The organism is Sulfurimonas sp., from assembly GCF_029027585.1.
Lineage (GTDB): Bacteria > Campylobacterota > Campylobacteria > Campylobacterales > Sulfurimonadaceae > Sulfurimonas.
Genome location: NZ_CP093397.1, coordinates 2,104,603 through 2,120,697 on the forward strand (window position 1 = coordinate 2,104,603; position 16,095 = coordinate 2,120,697).

A 16,095-nucleotide genomic window follows, 5' to 3' on the forward strand; every position below is an offset into this window, starting at 1 on the left:
GTATGAAAACAATGAAACTTGGTCGTGGACTAGATGCACTTTTGGGGGAGATGGATGAAGCTTATGACAATGAAAGTTCATCAAAAGATAGCGTAATAGAGTTATCTCTTAAAGATATTAGACCAAATCCATACCAACCAAGAAAATATTTTAATGAGAGTTCTCTTTTGGAGCTTGGTGAGTCTATAAAAAATGATGGCTTACTTCAACCAATAGTAGTTAGTCAAGATATAGATGGATATGTATTGGTTGCAGGAGAAAGAAGACTTCGAGCATCTAAGCTTGTAAAACTAAAGACAATTCGTGCTATTTTGTTAAATACTGATGAACGAAAAATGCGTCAGTTCGCTTTAATTGAAAATATTCAAAGAGATGAGTTAAACTCAGTAGAACTTGCAGAGGCTTATAGCGAGCTTTTAAAAATGTATGATGTAACTCAAGAAGAGTTGGCAACAAAGATACATAAAAGTAGAACACATATCACAAATACAATTCGACTTTTACAACTTTCACTTAAAACTCAAAAAGCGTTAATAGAGAAAAAAATCACAGCAGGACACGCAAAAGTTTTAATAGGACTTGATGAAAAACAACAGCAACTTGTAGTAAATTCTATTATTGGCCAAAAACTTAGTGTAAGAGAAGTTGAATCAATTATAAAAAATATGAAAGAAACAAAATCTCCTTTTATAGAAAAAATTAATATTCCAGCATATGATTTTTCTGATTTAAAAGAGAAATTTGACTTTCTAGGGTACAAAACTAAATCTTGCAAAAATAAAATAACGATTGAATTTGACAACGAGAGTCAAATTGATGACTTTCTTAGTCGTTTATAAAAGTATTAGACTAAATTATAAAATTCTTTTTCAATTTAACCATTCTTTCAATTTTCTAATTGTATAATCACGCAACTTTTAGGAGGTGCTATGTTAGATATAAATCCGATATTACTTTTAGCTACATTCGTTGTGTTTCTTTCGCTGATAGCCGTTCTGAACAGTTGGCTTTATAATCCATTATTTAGTTTTATGAATAAAAGAGATGATGACATCAAAAAAGACCTACAAAAAGTAGGAAACAATGATGATGAAATCAATGCTTTACATTCAGAAGCCAAATCAATAATTAATAGTGCTAAACTGGAAGCTTCGGCCCTAAGAGAGAAAGTTATTGAAGATGCCAAAGAGTTGGCAGATAGTAAGCTAGAAGCAAAGCGTGCTGAATTAGCTAGTGAGTATTTAGAATTTGAGCAATCACTTGCTGAGTCTAAAGAACAGTTGGTGGGTGACTTGATGTCACAAATTCCATTGTTCAAAGAAGCTGTAAAAGCTAAATTCAGTCAAATATAAAGGATGTCATGTGAGTAAAATATTATTATTGATTACAATATTATCAACTTATGCATTAGCATCTGGTGGGGCAGAAAGTGGAGGCACAGATATAGTTCAAAGAACAGTTAACTTTTTACTGTTTGCTGGTCTTGTTTGGTATTTGGTTGCTGAACCTGCAAAGAGTTTTTTTGCTGCAAGAAGTCAAGGAATTGCTGACGAATTGCAAAAAGTTCAAGATAAGTTAAATGAGTCTGTAACACTTAAAAATGATGCATTAACTAAAATTTCAGATGCTAAGAAATTTGCAGAAGAATTAATAGTTATTTCTAAAAAAGAAAATAAGATTCTTAATGACAATATAATGGTTCAATGTGAATTTGATTTAGAAAATATTGGTAAGCAAAATATTTCTTTAATGGAATTTGAGCAAAGAAGAATGGTTAGAATTGTTGTTGAAGATGTATTAAAAGAAGTTTTAAATCAAACTAATGATGATTTTGATAAAGAAGCAATGGCTAATGTTATCTTAAAGAAGGTGGCGTAGTATGGAAGAATTAATTGCAAAAAGATATATAAAAGCTTTAAAAACAAGTACTGACACGAAATCAATGGGAAATATAACCATTGTATTTAAGGCTTTAGCTGAAGCATTTAAAAATACTAAATTTATTCAAATAATGAATAGTGCAGAAGTAAGTGATGAACAAAAGTTAGAAATTCTTTTAGCGGCAGTAAAACCTGCTAAGTCTGAAAGTATCAATACTTTAATTAAACTACTTGTAGAAAACAGCCGTATTAATATCATTCCAGCTTTAGCGGAAGGAATGAGAAAAGATGCAGCTCATACAAGTAAAACTTATAGCGGTGTTGTTTATAGTGATACTGATATAGATGCAAAAGTTATGAAAGATTTAAGTAGTGGCTTGAGTAAAAAATTTGATTCAAAGATTTCACTTGAATTTATTAAAGATGATTTTGATGGTATCAAGGTAAATGTAGAAGATCTTGGGATAGAAATTAATTTTTCAAAATCAAGAATTAATAGTCAAATCATAGAACATATTGCAAAAGCAATTTAACTTTCAACGAGAGGAGAAAATATAGTGGTAGCAAAAATTAAAGCTGATGAAATCAGCTCAATAATCAAAGAGCGTATCGATAACTTTGAATTAAGTGTTGATATTAATGAAACAGGTAAGATTGTTTCTTATGCTGATGGCGTTGCACAAGTTTATGGACTTAGCAATGTTATGGCTGGAGAGATGGTAGAGTTTGAAGAAGGAACTAAAGGTTTAGTAATGAACCTTGAAGAAAGTGCAGTAGGTGTAGTTATCTTAGGTCCTGGTTTTGAACTTAAAGAAGGTATGAGTGTTAAAAGACTTGGTAAACTTCTTCGTATCCCTGTAGGTGATGCACTTTTAGGTCGTATTGTAAATGCACTGGGTGAGCCAATAGATGGTAAAGGTCCAATAGAAACAACTGAAACTCGTTTCGTTGAAGAAAAAGCACCTGGAATTATGAATAGAAAATCTGTTCATGAACCATTAGCAACTGGTATTAAAGCTATTGACGCACTTGTTCCAATTGGTCGTGGTCAGCGTGAGCTTATCATTGGTGACAGACAAACTGGTAAAACAACAATCGCAATAGATGCTATTATCAATCAAAAAGGTAACGGTGTTGTTTGTATTTATGTTGCAATAGGTCAAAAAGAATCAACAGTTGCCCAAATTATTCGTCGCTTAGAAGAACATGGTGCAATGGAATATACAATTATTGTATCTTCAACAGCTGCTGAAGCTGCTGCACTTCAATTTTTAGCTCCATATACTGGTGTTACTATGGGTGAATATTTCCGTGATAATGCTAGACATGGTCTAATCGTTTATGATGATTTATCTAAGCATGCAGTTGCATATCGTGAAATGTCTCTTATTCTTCGTCGTCCTCCAGGTCGTGAAGCTTATCCTGGTGATGTTTTTTATATTCACTCTCGTTTACTTGAAAGAGCTGCAAAAGTTTGTGATGAAGATGGTGCAGGTAGTTTAACTGCTCTTCCTATTATTGAAACTCAAGCTGGTGATGTTGCGGCATATATTCCAACTAATGTTATCTCAATTACTGATGGTCAAATTTTCCTTGAAACTGAACTATTTAACTCGGGTGTTCGTCCAGCTATTAATGTTGGTCTTTCAGTATCTCGTGTTGGTGGTGCAGCTCAGATTAAAGCTACTAAACAAGTTGCTGGTACTTTAAGACTTGACCTTGCTCAGTATCGTGAACTTCAAGCATTTGCTCAATTTGCATCTGATCTTGATGAAACTTCTCGTAAGCAACTAGAGCGTGGACAAAGAATGGTTGAAGTTTTAAAACAAGGGCCTTTTTCTCCTCTTTCTGCTGAGAAACAAGTTGCTATTATCTTTGCTGGTAATGAAGGTTTCTTAGATGATTTTGATCCTTCTAATATTGTTCGTTTTGAAGCTGAAATGTATCCATTTATTGAAGCATCTTATCCTCAAATATTTGAGAATATAAGAAGTACTTTAAAGCTAGATGATGATACTAGAGCATTGTTAATCAAAGCACTTGAAGAATTCAAAGCTACTTTTGTAGTAGCGTAAGGAAAACTTTATGGCAAACTTGAAAGATATTCAAAGAAAGATAAAGAGTGTTTCAAATACTCAAAAGACTACTCGTGCAATGAAGCTTGTATCAACTGCAAAACTTCGTCGTGCAGAAGAGCTTGCTAAACGCTCTCGTCTTTATGCTGGAAAAATGAATCAGGTTATTGCCGAAATAGCTGGGCGTATAAAATGTAATAAAGTTGGTGGGATTGACAATCGCTGTTTTATAGAGATTGAAAACCCAAAAATGGTTGACATTATTTTTGTTACTGCTGATAAAGGTTTATGTGGTGGTTTTAATATTCAAACTATTAAAGCTGTTAAAAAACTAATAAAAGATTACAAAAGCAAAAATGTAAAAGTACGCTTACGCGGAATCGGTAAAAAAGGTGTTGAATTTTTTAAATATAATGAAGTTGAACTTTTTGACTCAGTTATAGATTTGAGTTCAAAACCTGACAAAGCTAGAGCTGATGAATTTATTAAAATTTCTATTGAAGACTATAAAGATGGAAAAATCGATGGTCTTCATATAATCTACAATGGATATAAAAATATGATTTCACAAGAATTACATGTTAGTAATATTCTACCGGTAGATACTGAGCAATTTGATTGTGCTCAAGCAAAAAAATCAGTGCTTGAAATAGAAGCGCAAGATGAAGAACATATGTTAGATTCTTTAGTAAACAGATATGTTGAATACGCTATATATTATGCACTTATTGATTCAGTTGCTGCTGAACATGCTTCTCGTATGCAAGCAATGGATACAGCGACAAATAATGCACGAGACATGGTTAAAGAGTTAAATATTAAGTTTAATAAAGCAAGACAAGCAGCTATTACTACAGAACTTATTGAGATAATAAGTGGTGTGGAGTCTATGAAATAATGGAGAAAAATATGATTGGTAAAATAAGCCAGGTAATTGGACCGGTTGTTGATGTTGATTTTGAAGGTTATCTTCCGACGATTAACGAAGCAATTGAAGTTAAGATTAATTTAGAAGGTACTGAAACTCGTTTAGTTTTAGAAGTTGCAGCTCACTTAGGTGACGGTCGTGTTAGAACGATTGCAATGGATATGAGTGAAGGTTTAGTTCGTGGAATGGAAGCTACTGCTACAGGTTCACCTATAAAAGTACCTGTTGGTGAGAAAGTTCTAGGACGAATCTTTAATGTAATCGGAGAAACTATTGATGGTGGTGAAGCAATTACAGATGCACCACAATGGTCAATCCATCGTGCACCTCCACCACTAGTTGAGCAGTCAACTACTACAGAGATGTTTGAAACAGGTATCAAAGTTGTTGATTTACTTGCTCCTTATTCTAAGGGTGGTAAAGTTGGACTATTTGGTGGTGCGGGTGTTGGTAAAACAGTAATTATTATGGAACTTATTCATAATGTTGCAATGGGTCATGATGGTCTTTCTATCTTTGCTGGTGTTGGTGAAAGAACTCGTGAAGGAAATGACCTTTACCATGAGATGAAAGACTCTAATGTTCTTGATAAAGTTGCACTTTGTTTTGGTCAAATGAGTGAGCCTCCAGGAGCTCGTAACCGTATTGCACTAACTGGTATTACAATGGCTGAGTACTTTAGAGATGAAAAAGGTCTTGATGTATTGATGTTTATCGATAATATCTTCCGTTTTGCACAATCAGGTTCAGAGATGTCAGCACTTCTTGGTCGTATTCCTTCAGCTGTTGGTTATCAACCAACTCTAGCTCGTGAAATGGGTGCTTTACAAGATAGAATTACATCTACTTCTAAAGGTTCAATTACTTCAGTTCAGGCTGTTTATGTACCTGCGGATGATTTAACAGATCCAGCTCCTGCTTCTGTTTTTGCTCACTTAGATGCAACCACAGTACTTAACCGTAAAATTGCGGAAAAAGGTATTTATCCTGCAGTTGATCCATTGGATTCAACTTCAAGATTACTTGATCCACAAATTATTGGTGAAGAACATTATAATGTTGCTCGTGGTGTTCAACAAACACTTCAAAAATATAAAGACCTTCAAGATATTATTGCAATTCTTGGTATGGATGAGCTTTCTGAAGACGATAAAAATGTTGTTGAACGCGCTCGTAAAATTGAAAAATTCTTATCACAACCATTCTTTGTTGCTGAAGTATTCACAGGTTCTCCTGGTAAATATGTTTCTCTTGAAGATAGTATTAAAGGTTTCAAAGCAATTCTTGATGGAGATTGTGATGATATGCCAGAAAATGCATTTTACATGGTTGGTAATATCGATGAGGCTAAAGAAAGAGCTGCAAAGCAAAAATAACTCATAATATATTAAAGGACTGTAATGGATAAGTTAAAACTTGAAATCCTAACTCCTAATGGCGAAATCTTTAATGGTGAAGCTGTTAGTGTAACTCTTCCTGGCGAAGAAGGAGAGTTCGGTGTACTACCACATCATGCTTCACTATCAACTTTGTTGGAAGCTGGTGTGATTGACATCGAAAAAGAAGACAAATCAGTTGAATCAATTTTAATTAATTGGGGTGTTGTTCAAGTTGATGAAGCAAAAATAATTGTTTTAGTTGAAGGTGCTGTTGCTATTCGTGGTGACAATGAAAGTAGCATCGCTACTGCACTCGAAGATGCTAAAAAACTTATCAGCGACATCGCTGATGCAAACCCAGCTATAGCTTCTGTTTCCGCTAAAATAGAAACTGCTGCTCAAAGACTGTTATAGTATATGATTAACAGTCTTCTTGACTTTTATTTAAAAAGTCACCCAGTTACTTTGGGTGTATTGGTTCTTTTGTCAGTATATTTTATAGTCTTAAACTGGGTTTTTTTCTACCGTTATTTTTCTATTAACAGTTGGCTTGAAAAAGAAAATGCCTCTTTAGAGTCACTTCTTTTAGGGACTTCAACTGTTAGTGCCGACTCTTTTTTAAATAATTTTATAAAAACTAACACAAATATAGGAAGAGAAATTTTAGATTTAGCTATGTTAGCTGCTACTAAAGAAGCGACAAAAGGTTTATCTATCCTTTCTATATTTGCGTCTACTACACCTTTTATAGGACTTTTTGGAACTGTTGTATCGATCTTAGATACATTTACTCATATTGGTCAAAGTAGTGGAAGTATGTCTATTATCTCTAGTGGAGTTTCAGATGCTCTTGTAGCAACTGCTGCAGGTATTTTTGTTGCAATTTTTGCATATACATATCATCAGATGCTAAAAAGAAAATCTTTTGAACTTATTGGTGCTCTTCAGATGCAAAGTGATGCGATATTAGCTCGTAAGGCGTAACTTATGATTTATGATTGGGAAGATAAACCAGAATTAAACATTACACCGCTTGTTGATGTAATGTTAGTTTTACTTGCAATATTAATGGTTATTGCTCCAAATATTATATATGAAGAAAATATTAAACTGCCACAAGGTTCAATGAGCAAACAACTATCAAAAATCTCACCTGTTCATATTTCAATAGATAAAGAGTTAAATGTTAAAATAAATAAAGACAATTATTCACTTCATGAATTTATGGATAATTTTTTTCTTTATTCTAAAAAGTTAGATTTAAAAGCAACTGTGCTTATAAGTGCAGATAAATCGTTGGAATATGGTGTTGTGATGTCAGTCTTAGCTGCGGTTAAACAAGCAGGTTTTTCTGAGGTTTCTCTAGCTACAAATGGCTAATAATAACTCATATTTTTATATTAGTGGTCTTATCTCTATATCGTTATTTTCTTTTTTTTCTTTTATAGTTTTTTTTATGATGGTATCAACATCTAAAGTAAATATATTTGCTTTAAAAAAAGATACTTTCATTACTATCTCGTTAGAACTCCCAGATATTCAAACCAAAGCGGCACAAAGTCTTAGTGAACCAAAAGATGTAAATATTGATGACCTTTTTAATGATGTATGGACCAAAAAAATAAATAAAAAGAAAAAAGTAGAAAAAAAAGTGGATAATAAAAGATTAACTGATATAAGTAAAAAATCTAAAAAGATAAAAGTTACTAATGAAAAAAATATCCAAAAGAGTATAGAAATCACTAAAGACAATGAGTTGAAAAAATCATCTACGGCGGATGAAGTTAACGAATATTTAGCTAAAATTCAAGCCTTAGTTTACCAAAACTTTATTCCTCCTCCTAATTCACAAGGACACAGTGTAAAAGCTGTAATAGAATTAACTTCACTTGGTAAATTGATAGATTTTAGAATATTGGTTTATTCTGAGAATAGTAGCCTAAATGATGAGTGTGATAAAATAAAAGAAAGATTGCGCGTAGTACTTTTTCCTACTAATATACAAAATCAATCTTTTAGAGCAACTATTAATTTAATACCTGAAAATAAGGAAAAATTTTGAAAATATTATTATCTTGGATATTTATCGTTTCTTTGTCCTTTGCAAATGATGCAACAATAGATGTTATAAAAAAAGTAGAATCACTTCCAACGATTGCGGTGGAAGACTCTTCTATTAGCTATGATGATACCTTTAGATTGCGATTTTTTAAGACACTTGTAGCAGATTTAAATGTTATATCGCTATTTAATGTAGATAGGTATCATCGTCAAACACATTACAATAATACTGATGTAGTAGTTGAAAATAAGAATATGGATTTTGTTTTAAGATATAAAATGTCTGAAGATGATGATGGTGCCTTAAATGTAGAGTTAAAGCTTCTTAAAAATAATGAAGTAGTTTTACAAAAAAAATATAGAATTAATAGAAAAAATGTATATGTCTTTATTGCTCATACTATCGCTTATGATATAAATAAATATATGGAAGCTTCTTCTGTTGAATGGATGAAAAGACGAGTTATTTTTTCTAGAGTTATTGGTCCTAAAAAAACTGAGATAGTAATCGCTGATTATACACTTGCTTATCAGCATACAATGGTTAAAGGTGGTTTTAGTATTTTCCCAAAATGGGCAAACAAGGAACAAACTGCATTTTACTATACAGCTCTTGATATGAAAAAACCTACTCTAAAATATGTAGATATAAAAACAGGAAAAAGTAAAGCAATCATTTCATCTGATGGAATGATGATATGTTCAGATGTAAGTAATGATTCAAAAAAATTACTTCTTACAATGGCTCCAAAAGGACAACCTGATATTTATCTATACGACACTCAAAGTTTTAAGACAAAAAGAATAACAAGATATGGCGGAATAGATGTAAATGCTCAATTTGTAAATGATAAAAAAATTGTTTTTATTTCTGGAAGGTTAGGTTATCCAAATGTATTTTCTAAAGTTATAGGAAATAGTAGCGTTGAGCAAATGGTATATTATGGGAAAAGTAATGCGGCTTGTAGTACATACGGTGAATATATAGTTTATAAATCAAGAGAAAGTTCAAATGCTTTTTCAAAAAATACATTTAATTTACACCTCATTTCAACAAAAACAGATTTTATTAGAAGATTGACTGCAACGGGGGTAAATGAATTTCCAAGATTTTCAAAAGATGGAGATGCTATTCTTTTCATAAAAAATTATAAGAATCAAAGTTCTATTGGGATTATAAGATTAAATCATAATAAAAACTATCTTTTTCCATTAAAATATGGAAAACTGCAAGCGATGGATTGGTAAAAGAGTTAAATTTATAATTTAAATTTGCTTTATGCTGATTTATTACTATTATTTTGGTACAATCTATATAACTTAAAAAGAAGGTAAGTAAATATGAAAAGTTTAGTTATATCGAGTATTGCTATTGCGATGTTAGTTTTTAGTGGTTGTTCAGACAAAACACCAGCGGTTGATGAAAAAGCAGAAAAAGTTGTTAAGGCTCAAGAAGTTGATTCTGTAAAGACTGAAACTGTTTCTGTAACAGATGTAGCAGTTGGTGAAAATAGTATGTCAAACTCAGATTCTAATGAGATGATGATGGCAAATTTAGAAAAAGAATTGTTATCAGTATATTTTGATTATGATAAATTCAATGTTCGTGCTGATATGCAAGATAAAGTAACAAATAGTGCTACTTTAGCAAATGGTACTGCTGGTGCTTTTACAGTTAAGTTAGAAGGTAATTGTGATGAGTGGGGTAGTGATGAGTACAACTTTGCACTAGGACTTAAAAGAGCTTCTGCCGTTAAAAAAGCATTAGTTGCTGAGGGTGTAGACGCAGGTCGTATCACAATGGTTAGTTATGGTGAAAGTAATCCTGCTTGTAATGATAAAACAAAAGATTGTTGGGCAAAAAATCGTCGCGTTGACTTCAAACTTCTTCCATAATTTATGAATAAATCTTTTTTAGTTGCCTTTTTGGCAACTATTTCTGCATGCAGTATTCTTAATGCTGAACCATCTGCTTTTGGTGCAGGTGATTTAGATAATTCTAAACCTTATGGCTTAACTTCAAGTGAAAAAGTAATTCTTCAAAATAAAAAAAATCTAAAAAAAGTTGTTGTAAAAAGTAATAATCAAGCCAATAGAGTTGATTCTCTTAGAGAAAGAATAGATGGATTGCAAACTATTATTGAAGGTTTGAGTAAAAAATCTCAGGAAAATAAATTTAATTTAAAGAGTCTAGATAAAAAAAATAGTGATGAATTACTAAATGTAAATGAGTATGAAAAACGATTGAGTGTCGTATCTCAAAAAAATTCTCAAGATATACAAAAACTTCAAGAACTAAGTGATGAGCTCTCTCTCCTATTAAAAGATATAAACAAAAACTATGTATCTAAAGATAAATTTAATATATTGGTAAATGATTTTAATAAATTTAGAGAGTTAGTGGTAAAAGAACTAAAAACAAAATCAACTTCTACAAAGTCTAAATTTGATGGCATGTCCAATGCTAAAATAGCAAAAGAAGCAAGAAAACTTTATGATAAAAAGTACTATACTAAAAGTATGGAGTATTATCTTCATTTAATTGAAAAAAATTATAAACCAGCCCGTGCACATTATATGGTCGGTGAGATGAAGTACTATAGAAAAAATTATAGTGATGCTATTGCATACTTTAAAAAGAGTGCTTCTTCATACTCTAAAGCTTCTTATATGCCTTTACTTATGTTACATACAGCAGTAGCGATGCAAAAAACAGGTGATAATAAAAATGCAATATCTTTTTATAAAGGTATCATTTCTAAATATCCAGATTCTTCTCAGGCTTCAACAGCAAAAAATAAACTTAATAAGATGAAGTAGTTGCATAATATTTCAGTAATATTATGCATCTTTATGATAAAATTTCTAAAAATAATATAAGGCTTATAAAAATGGCAATTGAAGCAAATCAAATAGTATCAATAGAATATGAAGTTCGTGATGGTGAAACAGTGGTAGATAGTAATGTAGGTGGAGCACCATTAGTGTTTATGTTTGGAAAAGGTCAAATAATTCCAGGTTTAGAAAATGGAATAGTTGACATGAATATAGGTGAAAAAGCTGATATTTTAGTTAAACCTGAAGATGCTTATGGTGAGTTAAAACCAGAAGCTAAACAAGAAGTTCCAAAAGATCAGTTTTCTGGAATTGACTTAGAAGTTGGTATGACTCTTTATGGACAAGGTGAAGATGGTGGTACGGTTCAAGTTATCGTAAAAGAAATTGGCGAAGAAAATATTATTATTGATTTTAACCATCCTTTAGCAGGAAAATCATTGATGTTTGCAGTTACTGTAAATAATGTAAGAGAAGCATCTGCCGAAGAAGCTATGACTGGCGTTCCACAAGAGAATAAGCAAGATGACGAATGTTGTGGTACTGGTGGTGGCACTGGTTGTGGATGCAACTAATTTTATAACTGCTTGTGACTCTTCTGCGCAAGCATTTAAAACAGCAACACTTTTAAAAACACTTAGTGTAAATGCTCTTATAGTTGGAGAAATAGGTGTTGGGAAAAAAACTCTAGCACAGTATATTCTTCCAGATGCTCCAGTTATTGAAGCATCTGAGTATAATGAAATACTTACAACTTTACAAAGTGTTAATGAAATTATAATTCTTAACTTAGAAAACTCACCAAATATTAAAAATATTATAAGTGTAATAAATACCAATAAAATAAGAGTTATAGCAACGATAAAAAATTCTTTTGTAAATGAATATCTTGATGATATTTTTAGTGTTAAATTTGATATACCTCCACTTACTCAAAGAAGTGAAGATGTAGATGAGTTAGTAAAAAAATTTGCCCATGAAGCTTCTTTACTTTTCTCAAGTAGTATGAAATTTAATAGTAAAAATTTTACTCCAGATTTATCTCAAAATTCTAAATCGTTAAAAAGACAAGTGATGATTCATTCTTTACTTGGTGATATTAAAGATGTTGAGCTAATGGAGATAATAGAAAACTTTCTTATAAATAAATTAGGTTCACAAAGTGATTATAGAAACTTTTTGTATCTTTATGAAGCACCACTTATTAAAGCTGGTTTAGCAAAGTTTAAATCACAACTTCAACTATCAGATAAATTGGGTTTAAATAGAAATACATTAAGAAAAAAAATAGCAGATAATAAAAAATATTTATAAACAGGAGATAAAATATGAAAAAAATAGCAATGATATTCGCAGGACAAGGTTCTCAAGCAGTAGGAATGGGTAAAGATTTTTATGAAAATTCACAGACTGCTCGTGAAATGTTTGCAAAAGCAGGTGAAAGAATTGGTGTTGATTTTAAAGAATTGATTTTTGAAGAAAATGATAAATTAGGTCAAACAGCATATACTCAACCTGCAATTTTACTTGTTCAAATGGTAGCATATAAACTTTTTAAAGAATCGTGTCCAGATATTAAAGCTGAACTATTTTTAGGTCATTCTCTAGGTGAATTTTCTGCTCTTTGTGCATCTGGAGCTATTGATTATGTAGATGCTATTGAGTTAGTTCATAATCGTGGTAAGTTTATGCAATCGGCTTGTGAAACAATAGAAGCTGGAATGATGGTATTAGTGGGACTTGATGATGAGTCTGTTGAAAAAGTATGTTCAGATGCTCAAAATAATGGGAAGAAAGTTTGGCCTGCTAACTATAATCAAGATGGACAACTCGTTGTTGCTGGTATGAAGTCTGATTTAATATCTTTAGAGCAAATATTTAAAGATGCTGGAGCAAAAAGAGCGATACTTTTAGATATGTCAGTAGCTTCTCATTGTGAACTTTTAGCACCTGCTCAAGAGCCATTGGCTGAGTTGATGTCAAGTATGGTAAATGATAGCTTTGAAGCTCCAATAGTGTCTAATGTTACAACAAATAAATATAATACTAAAGCACAGGCTATTTTATTGTTAAAAGATCAGTTAGTTAAACCTGTAAAATATAAACAGTCAATTTTAGCAATTTGTAATGATGTTGATATGGCAATAGAATTTGGAAATGGTATAACTTTAAAAGGCTTAAATCGTAGAATAGCAAAAGAGTTAAAAACAGTAAATATATCAGATATGGCATCTTTAGCAAAAGTTACAGAGGAAGTTTGCAGTTAAATGAAGGTAACATTAGCTCAGACTTCTCCAAAGCTTAACCGTTCAAATCTTTTGGAAATTATTTCTATAATAAGCGAGTTTAAAAGTGAAAGTGATTTAATTGTATTTCCAGAATTAGCACTTAATGGATACTCGTTACAAGATAAACTTTTTGAAGATGCTTATGAAATTGATGAATTATATGAACTTAAAAAGTTAAGTGTAGAGATTGACATAATTATAGGTGGAGCAATAAGAGATAATAAAGTGTTTAGAAATGCCGCTTTATACTTTTGTAAAGGGGAACTTATTTCTCAGCATAACAAAGTGCATCTGCCAAACTATGGAATGTTTGAAGAAGCTCGTTATTTTAGTCCTGGTAACTTATTTGAAGGTTTTGATAGCGCGCATGGAAAAATATCTATGTTAGTTTGTGAAGATTTATGGCACGCTGGAGTTCATCAACAACTTTTTAACGAAAATCCTGATTATATCATCGCAATTGTAGCTTCTCCTGCTCGTGGATTTGATGATGATGGTTTAGAAATACAAGAGCAATGGTTAGCTTTGCTAAAATCAGCTTCTCTTCATTGTGATGCAAAGGTGATCTTTGTTAATCGTGTAGGTTTTGAAGATGGACTTGGTTTTTGGGGCGGAAGTTGTATTGTAGATAAAAATGCAAAAGTATTACATAAGCTACCTCACTATGAAACAATTATAAAAACATTTGAAATATAAGGAAAAAAAATGAAGATAGCGATTATGGGTGCAATGCCTGAAGAGATAGCACCAATACTTGAAAAACTTGGTTCATATAAAACTACAAAATATGCAGATAATGAATATTATGAAGCAACTTATAATGGCGTAGAAGTTGTTGTTGCTTATTCAAAAATTGGTAAAGTATTTTCAACTTTAACAGCATCTACAATGATACAGCATTTTAATTGTGATAAGTTACTTTTTTCTGGTGTAGCTGGTGCAATTAACTCAGCTCTTAAGATTGGCGATTTGATAGTAGCATCTAAACTTTCACAACATGATTTAGATATTACAGCTTTTGGGCATCCTATGGGATTTGTACCAGGTGGTTGTGTATTTGTTGAAGCAGATAGAGGTCTACTAGAGTTGTCAAAAGAAGTAGCTTCAGAGCTTGGTAAAACAGTTAAAGAAGGTGTCATAGCTACTGGAGATCAGTTCGTACATGATTCTGTAGTAAAAGATAATATAGTTAAGCACTTTAACGCAGATGCGTTGGAGATGGAAGGTGCGAGTGTTGCTGTTGTTTGTGATGCTCTAAATGTTCCATTTTTTATCTTGCGTGCAATAAGCGATACAGCAGATACAGATGCAAGTTTTTCTTTTGATGAGTTTATGGAATCAAGTGCTATCATATCAGCAGAGTTTATTATGAAAATGGTTGACAAGCTTGTCGATTAAATTATCTAAAAAAATAATGTCAAAACTTGGCAAAACAAATGCTGAGTTTGAGTTGATAGAAGAGGGCGATAAAATATTAGTCGGACTTAGCGGAGGTAAAGATTCACTTACTATGATTCATGCTATGAGAGAACAGCAACGCCGTGCTCCCTTTAAGTTTGATTTTATTGCAGTGACTATTAGTTATGGCATGGGTGAAAATTATGATGACTTGAGTACACATTGTAAAAAATATGATATTGAGCATATTGTAATCGATACAAAAGTTTATGAATTAGCAAAAGAAAAAATAAGAAAAAACTCTTCATTTTGTAGCTTCTTTTCTAGAATGCGTAGAGGATATTTATATACTGCAGCGCAAGATAAAGGCTGTAATAAAGTAGCTATAGGTCATCACTTGGATGATGCGTGTGAGAGTTTTTTTATGAATTTTATTTATAATGGGCAGATGCGAAGTCTTGCTCCAAAATATAAGGCTGAAAATGGTTTGATAGTTATTCGTCCTCTTATCGGGATGCGTGAGCGCCAACTTAAAGCTTTTGTAGATGATAATAATCTAAATGCTATTGGTGATGAAGCTTGTCCTGCTATGCGCTTTGATGTAAAGATGCCACATGCTCGTGCTAATATGAAAAAAATGTTAGCTAAAATGGAAGAAGAATTCCCTCAACTTTTCACTAATCTAAATGCAGCATTTAAAAATATATCAGTTGATAGTTTTTTTGATAAAGAGAAGTTTTCACTTTAATACCTACAGTCTAAATTCTCTTCATCTTTTTCAATCTGTGTTTTTTTATTTTGAAGAGTTTCTTCTTTGATTTTGGATAAAAATTCAATAATATTATGTTGATAATGCAGAGTATCTTTATCATGAGTTAAAGCGATGATTGGCTTTAAAGATTCTACATCTATTTTTTTAGCATATCTTGGTATGATTTTTAACTCTTTTTGAATACTTGAAACTAAAGTATCGATATCTAAGCCATTATTATCTTTAACTTTTTTACTAACTCTTTTGTAGAGAGCATAAGTAAATTTACCCTATCTTCATCATTTTTATATATTTGTAAACCAATACTTTTTACGGCTACATAACTCTCTACAGTAGAATCATTATTTGAAGCTATAATAAGTGCAAATATTTTAGCACGAAACTCAAGTGAACCATGATGATGAACAAAAAATTCACGAAAAGCACTAAAAAAATAGTGTTTTAGTCTAAAACTAAGTCGCATTTAAATCCTTAATCTA

At 31.7% G+C, this 16,095-nt stretch carries 21 protein-coding genes; 20 read left to right on the forward strand and 1 reads right to left on the reverse strand.

Annotated elements, in window-relative coordinates; translation table 11 throughout:
- Window positions 1-2: 2 nt before the first annotated feature.
- The 20 genes from MOV50_RS10925 (at window position 3) to MOV50_RS11020 (ending at window position 15,592) form a co-directional block, all read left to right on the forward strand.
- On the forward strand, window positions 3-839 hold the full coding sequence (locus MOV50_RS10925) for a ParB/RepB/Spo0J family partition protein (protein ID WP_321777937.1): 837 nt from the start codon (window positions 3-5) through the stop codon (window positions 837-839).
- A 90-nt stretch (window positions 840-929) separates the two neighbouring features.
- Window positions 930-1,352, forward strand: coding sequence for a FoF1 ATP synthase subunit B' (locus MOV50_RS10930; protein ID WP_321777938.1), 423 nt, complete (start codon window positions 930-932; stop codon window positions 1,350-1,352).
- Window positions 1,353-1,362: 10 nt separating this feature from the next.
- Entirely contained in the window at window positions 1,363-1,878 is a 516-nt protein-coding gene (locus tag MOV50_RS10935) for a F0F1 ATP synthase subunit B (RefSeq protein WP_321777939.1), read from the forward strand.
- Window position 1,879: 1 nt separating this feature from the next.
- The gene (locus MOV50_RS10940; protein WP_321777940.1) at window positions 1,880-2,413 is read left to right on the forward strand and encodes a F0F1 ATP synthase subunit delta; all 534 of its coding nucleotides are present in this window, start codon (window positions 1,880-1,882) and stop codon (window positions 2,411-2,413) included.
- Window positions 2,414-2,437: 24 nt separating this feature from the next.
- The gene (atpA, locus tag MOV50_RS10945) at window positions 2,438-3,955 is read left to right on the forward strand and encodes a F0F1 ATP synthase subunit alpha (RefSeq protein WP_321777941.1); all 1,518 of its coding nucleotides are present in this window, start codon (window positions 2,438-2,440) and stop codon (window positions 3,953-3,955) included.
- 10 nt (window positions 3,956-3,965) lie between these two features.
- Window positions 3,966-4,853, forward strand: a complete 888-nt coding sequence (gene atpG, locus MOV50_RS10950; protein ID WP_321777942.1) for an ATP synthase F1 subunit gamma — start codon at window positions 3,966-3,968, stop codon at window positions 4,851-4,853.
- An 11-nt stretch (window positions 4,854-4,864) separates the two neighbouring features.
- Window positions 4,865-6,259, forward strand: coding sequence for a F0F1 ATP synthase subunit beta (atpD, locus tag MOV50_RS10955; RefSeq protein ID WP_321777943.1), 1,395 nt, complete (start codon window positions 4,865-4,867; stop codon window positions 6,257-6,259).
- Between the two features lie 24 nt (window positions 6,260-6,283).
- Window positions 6,284-6,676, forward strand: coding sequence for an ATP synthase F1 subunit epsilon (gene atpC, locus MOV50_RS10960; RefSeq protein WP_321777944.1), 393 nt, complete (start codon window positions 6,284-6,286; stop codon window positions 6,674-6,676).
- Window positions 6,677-6,679: 3 nt separating this feature from the next.
- A complete protein-coding gene (locus MOV50_RS10965) occupies window positions 6,680-7,246 on the forward strand; it encodes a MotA/TolQ/ExbB proton channel family protein (protein WP_415846370.1) in 567 nt (188 codons plus the stop codon).
- A gap of 3 nt (window positions 7,247-7,249) precedes the next feature.
- The gene (locus MOV50_RS10970; protein ID WP_321777946.1) at window positions 7,250-7,642 is read left to right on the forward strand and encodes a biopolymer transporter ExbD; all 393 of its coding nucleotides are present in this window, start codon (window positions 7,250-7,252) and stop codon (window positions 7,640-7,642) included.
- Window positions 7,635-8,324 carry a cell envelope integrity protein TolA gene (locus MOV50_RS10975; RefSeq protein ID WP_321777947.1) on the forward strand — a complete coding sequence of 230 codons (690 nt, stop codon included), beginning with the start codon at window positions 7,635-7,637 and terminating at the stop codon, window positions 8,322-8,324. Before MOV50_RS10970 ends, MOV50_RS10975 begins: the two co-directional genes overlap by 8 nt.
- Entirely contained in the window at window positions 8,321-9,571 is a 1,251-nt protein-coding gene (gene tolB, locus MOV50_RS10980) for a Tol-Pal system protein TolB (RefSeq protein WP_321777948.1), read from the forward strand. The genes MOV50_RS10975 and tolB overlap by 4 nt, the downstream gene beginning before the upstream one ends.
- Window positions 9,572-9,664: 93 nt before the next feature.
- Entirely contained in the window at window positions 9,665-10,219 is a 555-nt protein-coding gene (locus tag MOV50_RS10985) for an OmpA family protein (RefSeq protein ID WP_321777949.1), read from the forward strand.
- A 3-nt stretch (window positions 10,220-10,222) separates the two neighbouring features.
- The gene (locus MOV50_RS10990) at window positions 10,223-11,143 is read left to right on the forward strand and encodes a tetratricopeptide repeat protein (RefSeq protein WP_321777950.1); all 921 of its coding nucleotides are present in this window, start codon (window positions 10,223-10,225) and stop codon (window positions 11,141-11,143) included.
- 71 nt (window positions 11,144-11,214) lie between these two features.
- A complete protein-coding gene (locus MOV50_RS10995) occupies window positions 11,215-11,733 on the forward strand; it encodes a peptidylprolyl isomerase (RefSeq protein ID WP_321777951.1) in 519 nt (172 codons plus the stop codon).
- On the forward strand, window positions 11,708-12,472 hold the full coding sequence (locus MOV50_RS11000) for a Fis family transcriptional regulator (protein WP_321777952.1): 765 nt from the start codon (window positions 11,708-11,710) through the stop codon (window positions 12,470-12,472). Before MOV50_RS10995 ends, MOV50_RS11000 begins: the two co-directional genes overlap by 26 nt.
- A 14-nt stretch (window positions 12,473-12,486) precedes the next feature.
- Entirely contained in the window at window positions 12,487-13,425 is a 939-nt protein-coding gene (gene fabD / locus MOV50_RS11005) for an ACP S-malonyltransferase (RefSeq protein ID WP_321777953.1), read from the forward strand.
- Window positions 13,426-14,142 (forward strand): nitrilase-related carbon-nitrogen hydrolase, encoded by a 717-nt coding sequence (locus tag MOV50_RS11010; protein WP_321777954.1) that lies wholly within the window; start codon window positions 13,426-13,428, stop codon window positions 14,140-14,142.
- Between the two features lie 9 nt (window positions 14,143-14,151).
- Complete coding sequence (locus MOV50_RS11015) at window positions 14,152-14,844, forward strand: 5'-methylthioadenosine/adenosylhomocysteine nucleosidase (RefSeq protein WP_321777955.1); 693 nt, start codon at window positions 14,152-14,154, stop codon at window positions 14,842-14,844.
- A gap of 16 nt (window positions 14,845-14,860) precedes the next feature.
- Window positions 14,861-15,592: a tRNA 2-thiocytidine biosynthesis TtcA family protein gene (locus tag MOV50_RS11020; protein WP_321777956.1), complete on the forward strand. Its 732-nt coding sequence runs from the start codon at window positions 14,861-14,863 to the stop codon at window positions 15,590-15,592.
- Between the two features lie 229 nt (window positions 15,593-15,821).
- Here MOV50_RS11020 and MOV50_RS11025 read toward each other — a convergent pair whose 3' ends face one another.
- Window positions 15,822-16,079: a hypothetical protein gene (locus MOV50_RS11025; protein WP_321777957.1), complete on the reverse strand. Its 258-nt coding sequence runs from the start codon at window positions 16,077-16,079 to the stop codon at window positions 15,822-15,824.
- Window positions 16,080-16,095 lie beyond the last annotated feature (16 nt).

Bases quoted from the DNA above. Each gene is read 5' to 3' on its own strand.
- MOV50_RS10925 (WP_321777937.1), top strand. From the start codon at position 3: ATGAAAACAATGAAACTTGGTCGTGGACTAGATGCACTTTTGGGGGAG.
- MOV50_RS10930 (WP_321777938.1), top strand. From the start codon at position 930: ATGTTAGATATAAATCCGATATTACTTTTAGCTACATTCGTTGTGTTT.
- MOV50_RS10940 (WP_321777940.1), top strand. From the start codon at position 1,880: ATGGAAGAATTAATTGCAAAAAGATATATAAAAGCTTTAAAAACAAGT.
- atpG (WP_321777942.1), top strand. From the start codon at position 3,966: ATGGCAAACTTGAAAGATATTCAAAGAAAGATAAAGAGTGTTTCAAAT.
- atpD (WP_321777943.1), top strand. From the start codon at position 4,865: ATGATTGGTAAAATAAGCCAGGTAATTGGACCGGTTGTTGATGTTGAT.
- atpC (WP_321777944.1), top strand. From the start codon at position 6,284: ATGGATAAGTTAAAACTTGAAATCCTAACTCCTAATGGCGAAATCTTT.
- MOV50_RS10965 (WP_415846370.1), top strand. From the start codon at position 6,680: ATGATTAACAGTCTTCTTGACTTTTATTTAAAAAGTCACCCAGTTACT.
- MOV50_RS10970 (WP_321777946.1), top strand. From the start codon at position 7,250: ATGATTTATGATTGGGAAGATAAACCAGAATTAAACATTACACCGCTT.
- MOV50_RS10975 (WP_321777947.1), top strand. From the start codon at position 7,635: ATGGCTAATAATAACTCATATTTTTATATTAGTGGTCTTATCTCTATA.
- MOV50_RS10985 (WP_321777949.1), top strand. From the start codon at position 9,665: ATGAAAAGTTTAGTTATATCGAGTATTGCTATTGCGATGTTAGTTTTT.
- MOV50_RS10990 (WP_321777950.1), top strand. From the start codon at position 10,223: ATGAATAAATCTTTTTTAGTTGCCTTTTTGGCAACTATTTCTGCATGC.
- MOV50_RS10995 (WP_321777951.1), top strand. From the start codon at position 11,215: ATGGCAATTGAAGCAAATCAAATAGTATCAATAGAATATGAAGTTCGT.
- fabD (WP_321777953.1), top strand. From the start codon at position 12,487: ATGAAAAAAATAGCAATGATATTCGCAGGACAAGGTTCTCAAGCAGTA.
- MOV50_RS11010 (WP_321777954.1), top strand. From the start codon at position 13,426: ATGAAGGTAACATTAGCTCAGACTTCTCCAAAGCTTAACCGTTCAAAT.
- MOV50_RS11015 (WP_321777955.1), top strand. From the start codon at position 14,152: ATGAAGATAGCGATTATGGGTGCAATGCCTGAAGAGATAGCACCAATA.
- MOV50_RS11020 (WP_321777956.1), top strand. From the start codon at position 14,861: ATGTCAAAACTTGGCAAAACAAATGCTGAGTTTGAGTTGATAGAAGAG.
- MOV50_RS11025 (WP_321777957.1), bottom strand. From the start codon at position 16,079: ATGCGACTTAGTTTTAGACTAAAACACTATTTTTTTAGTGCTTTTCGT.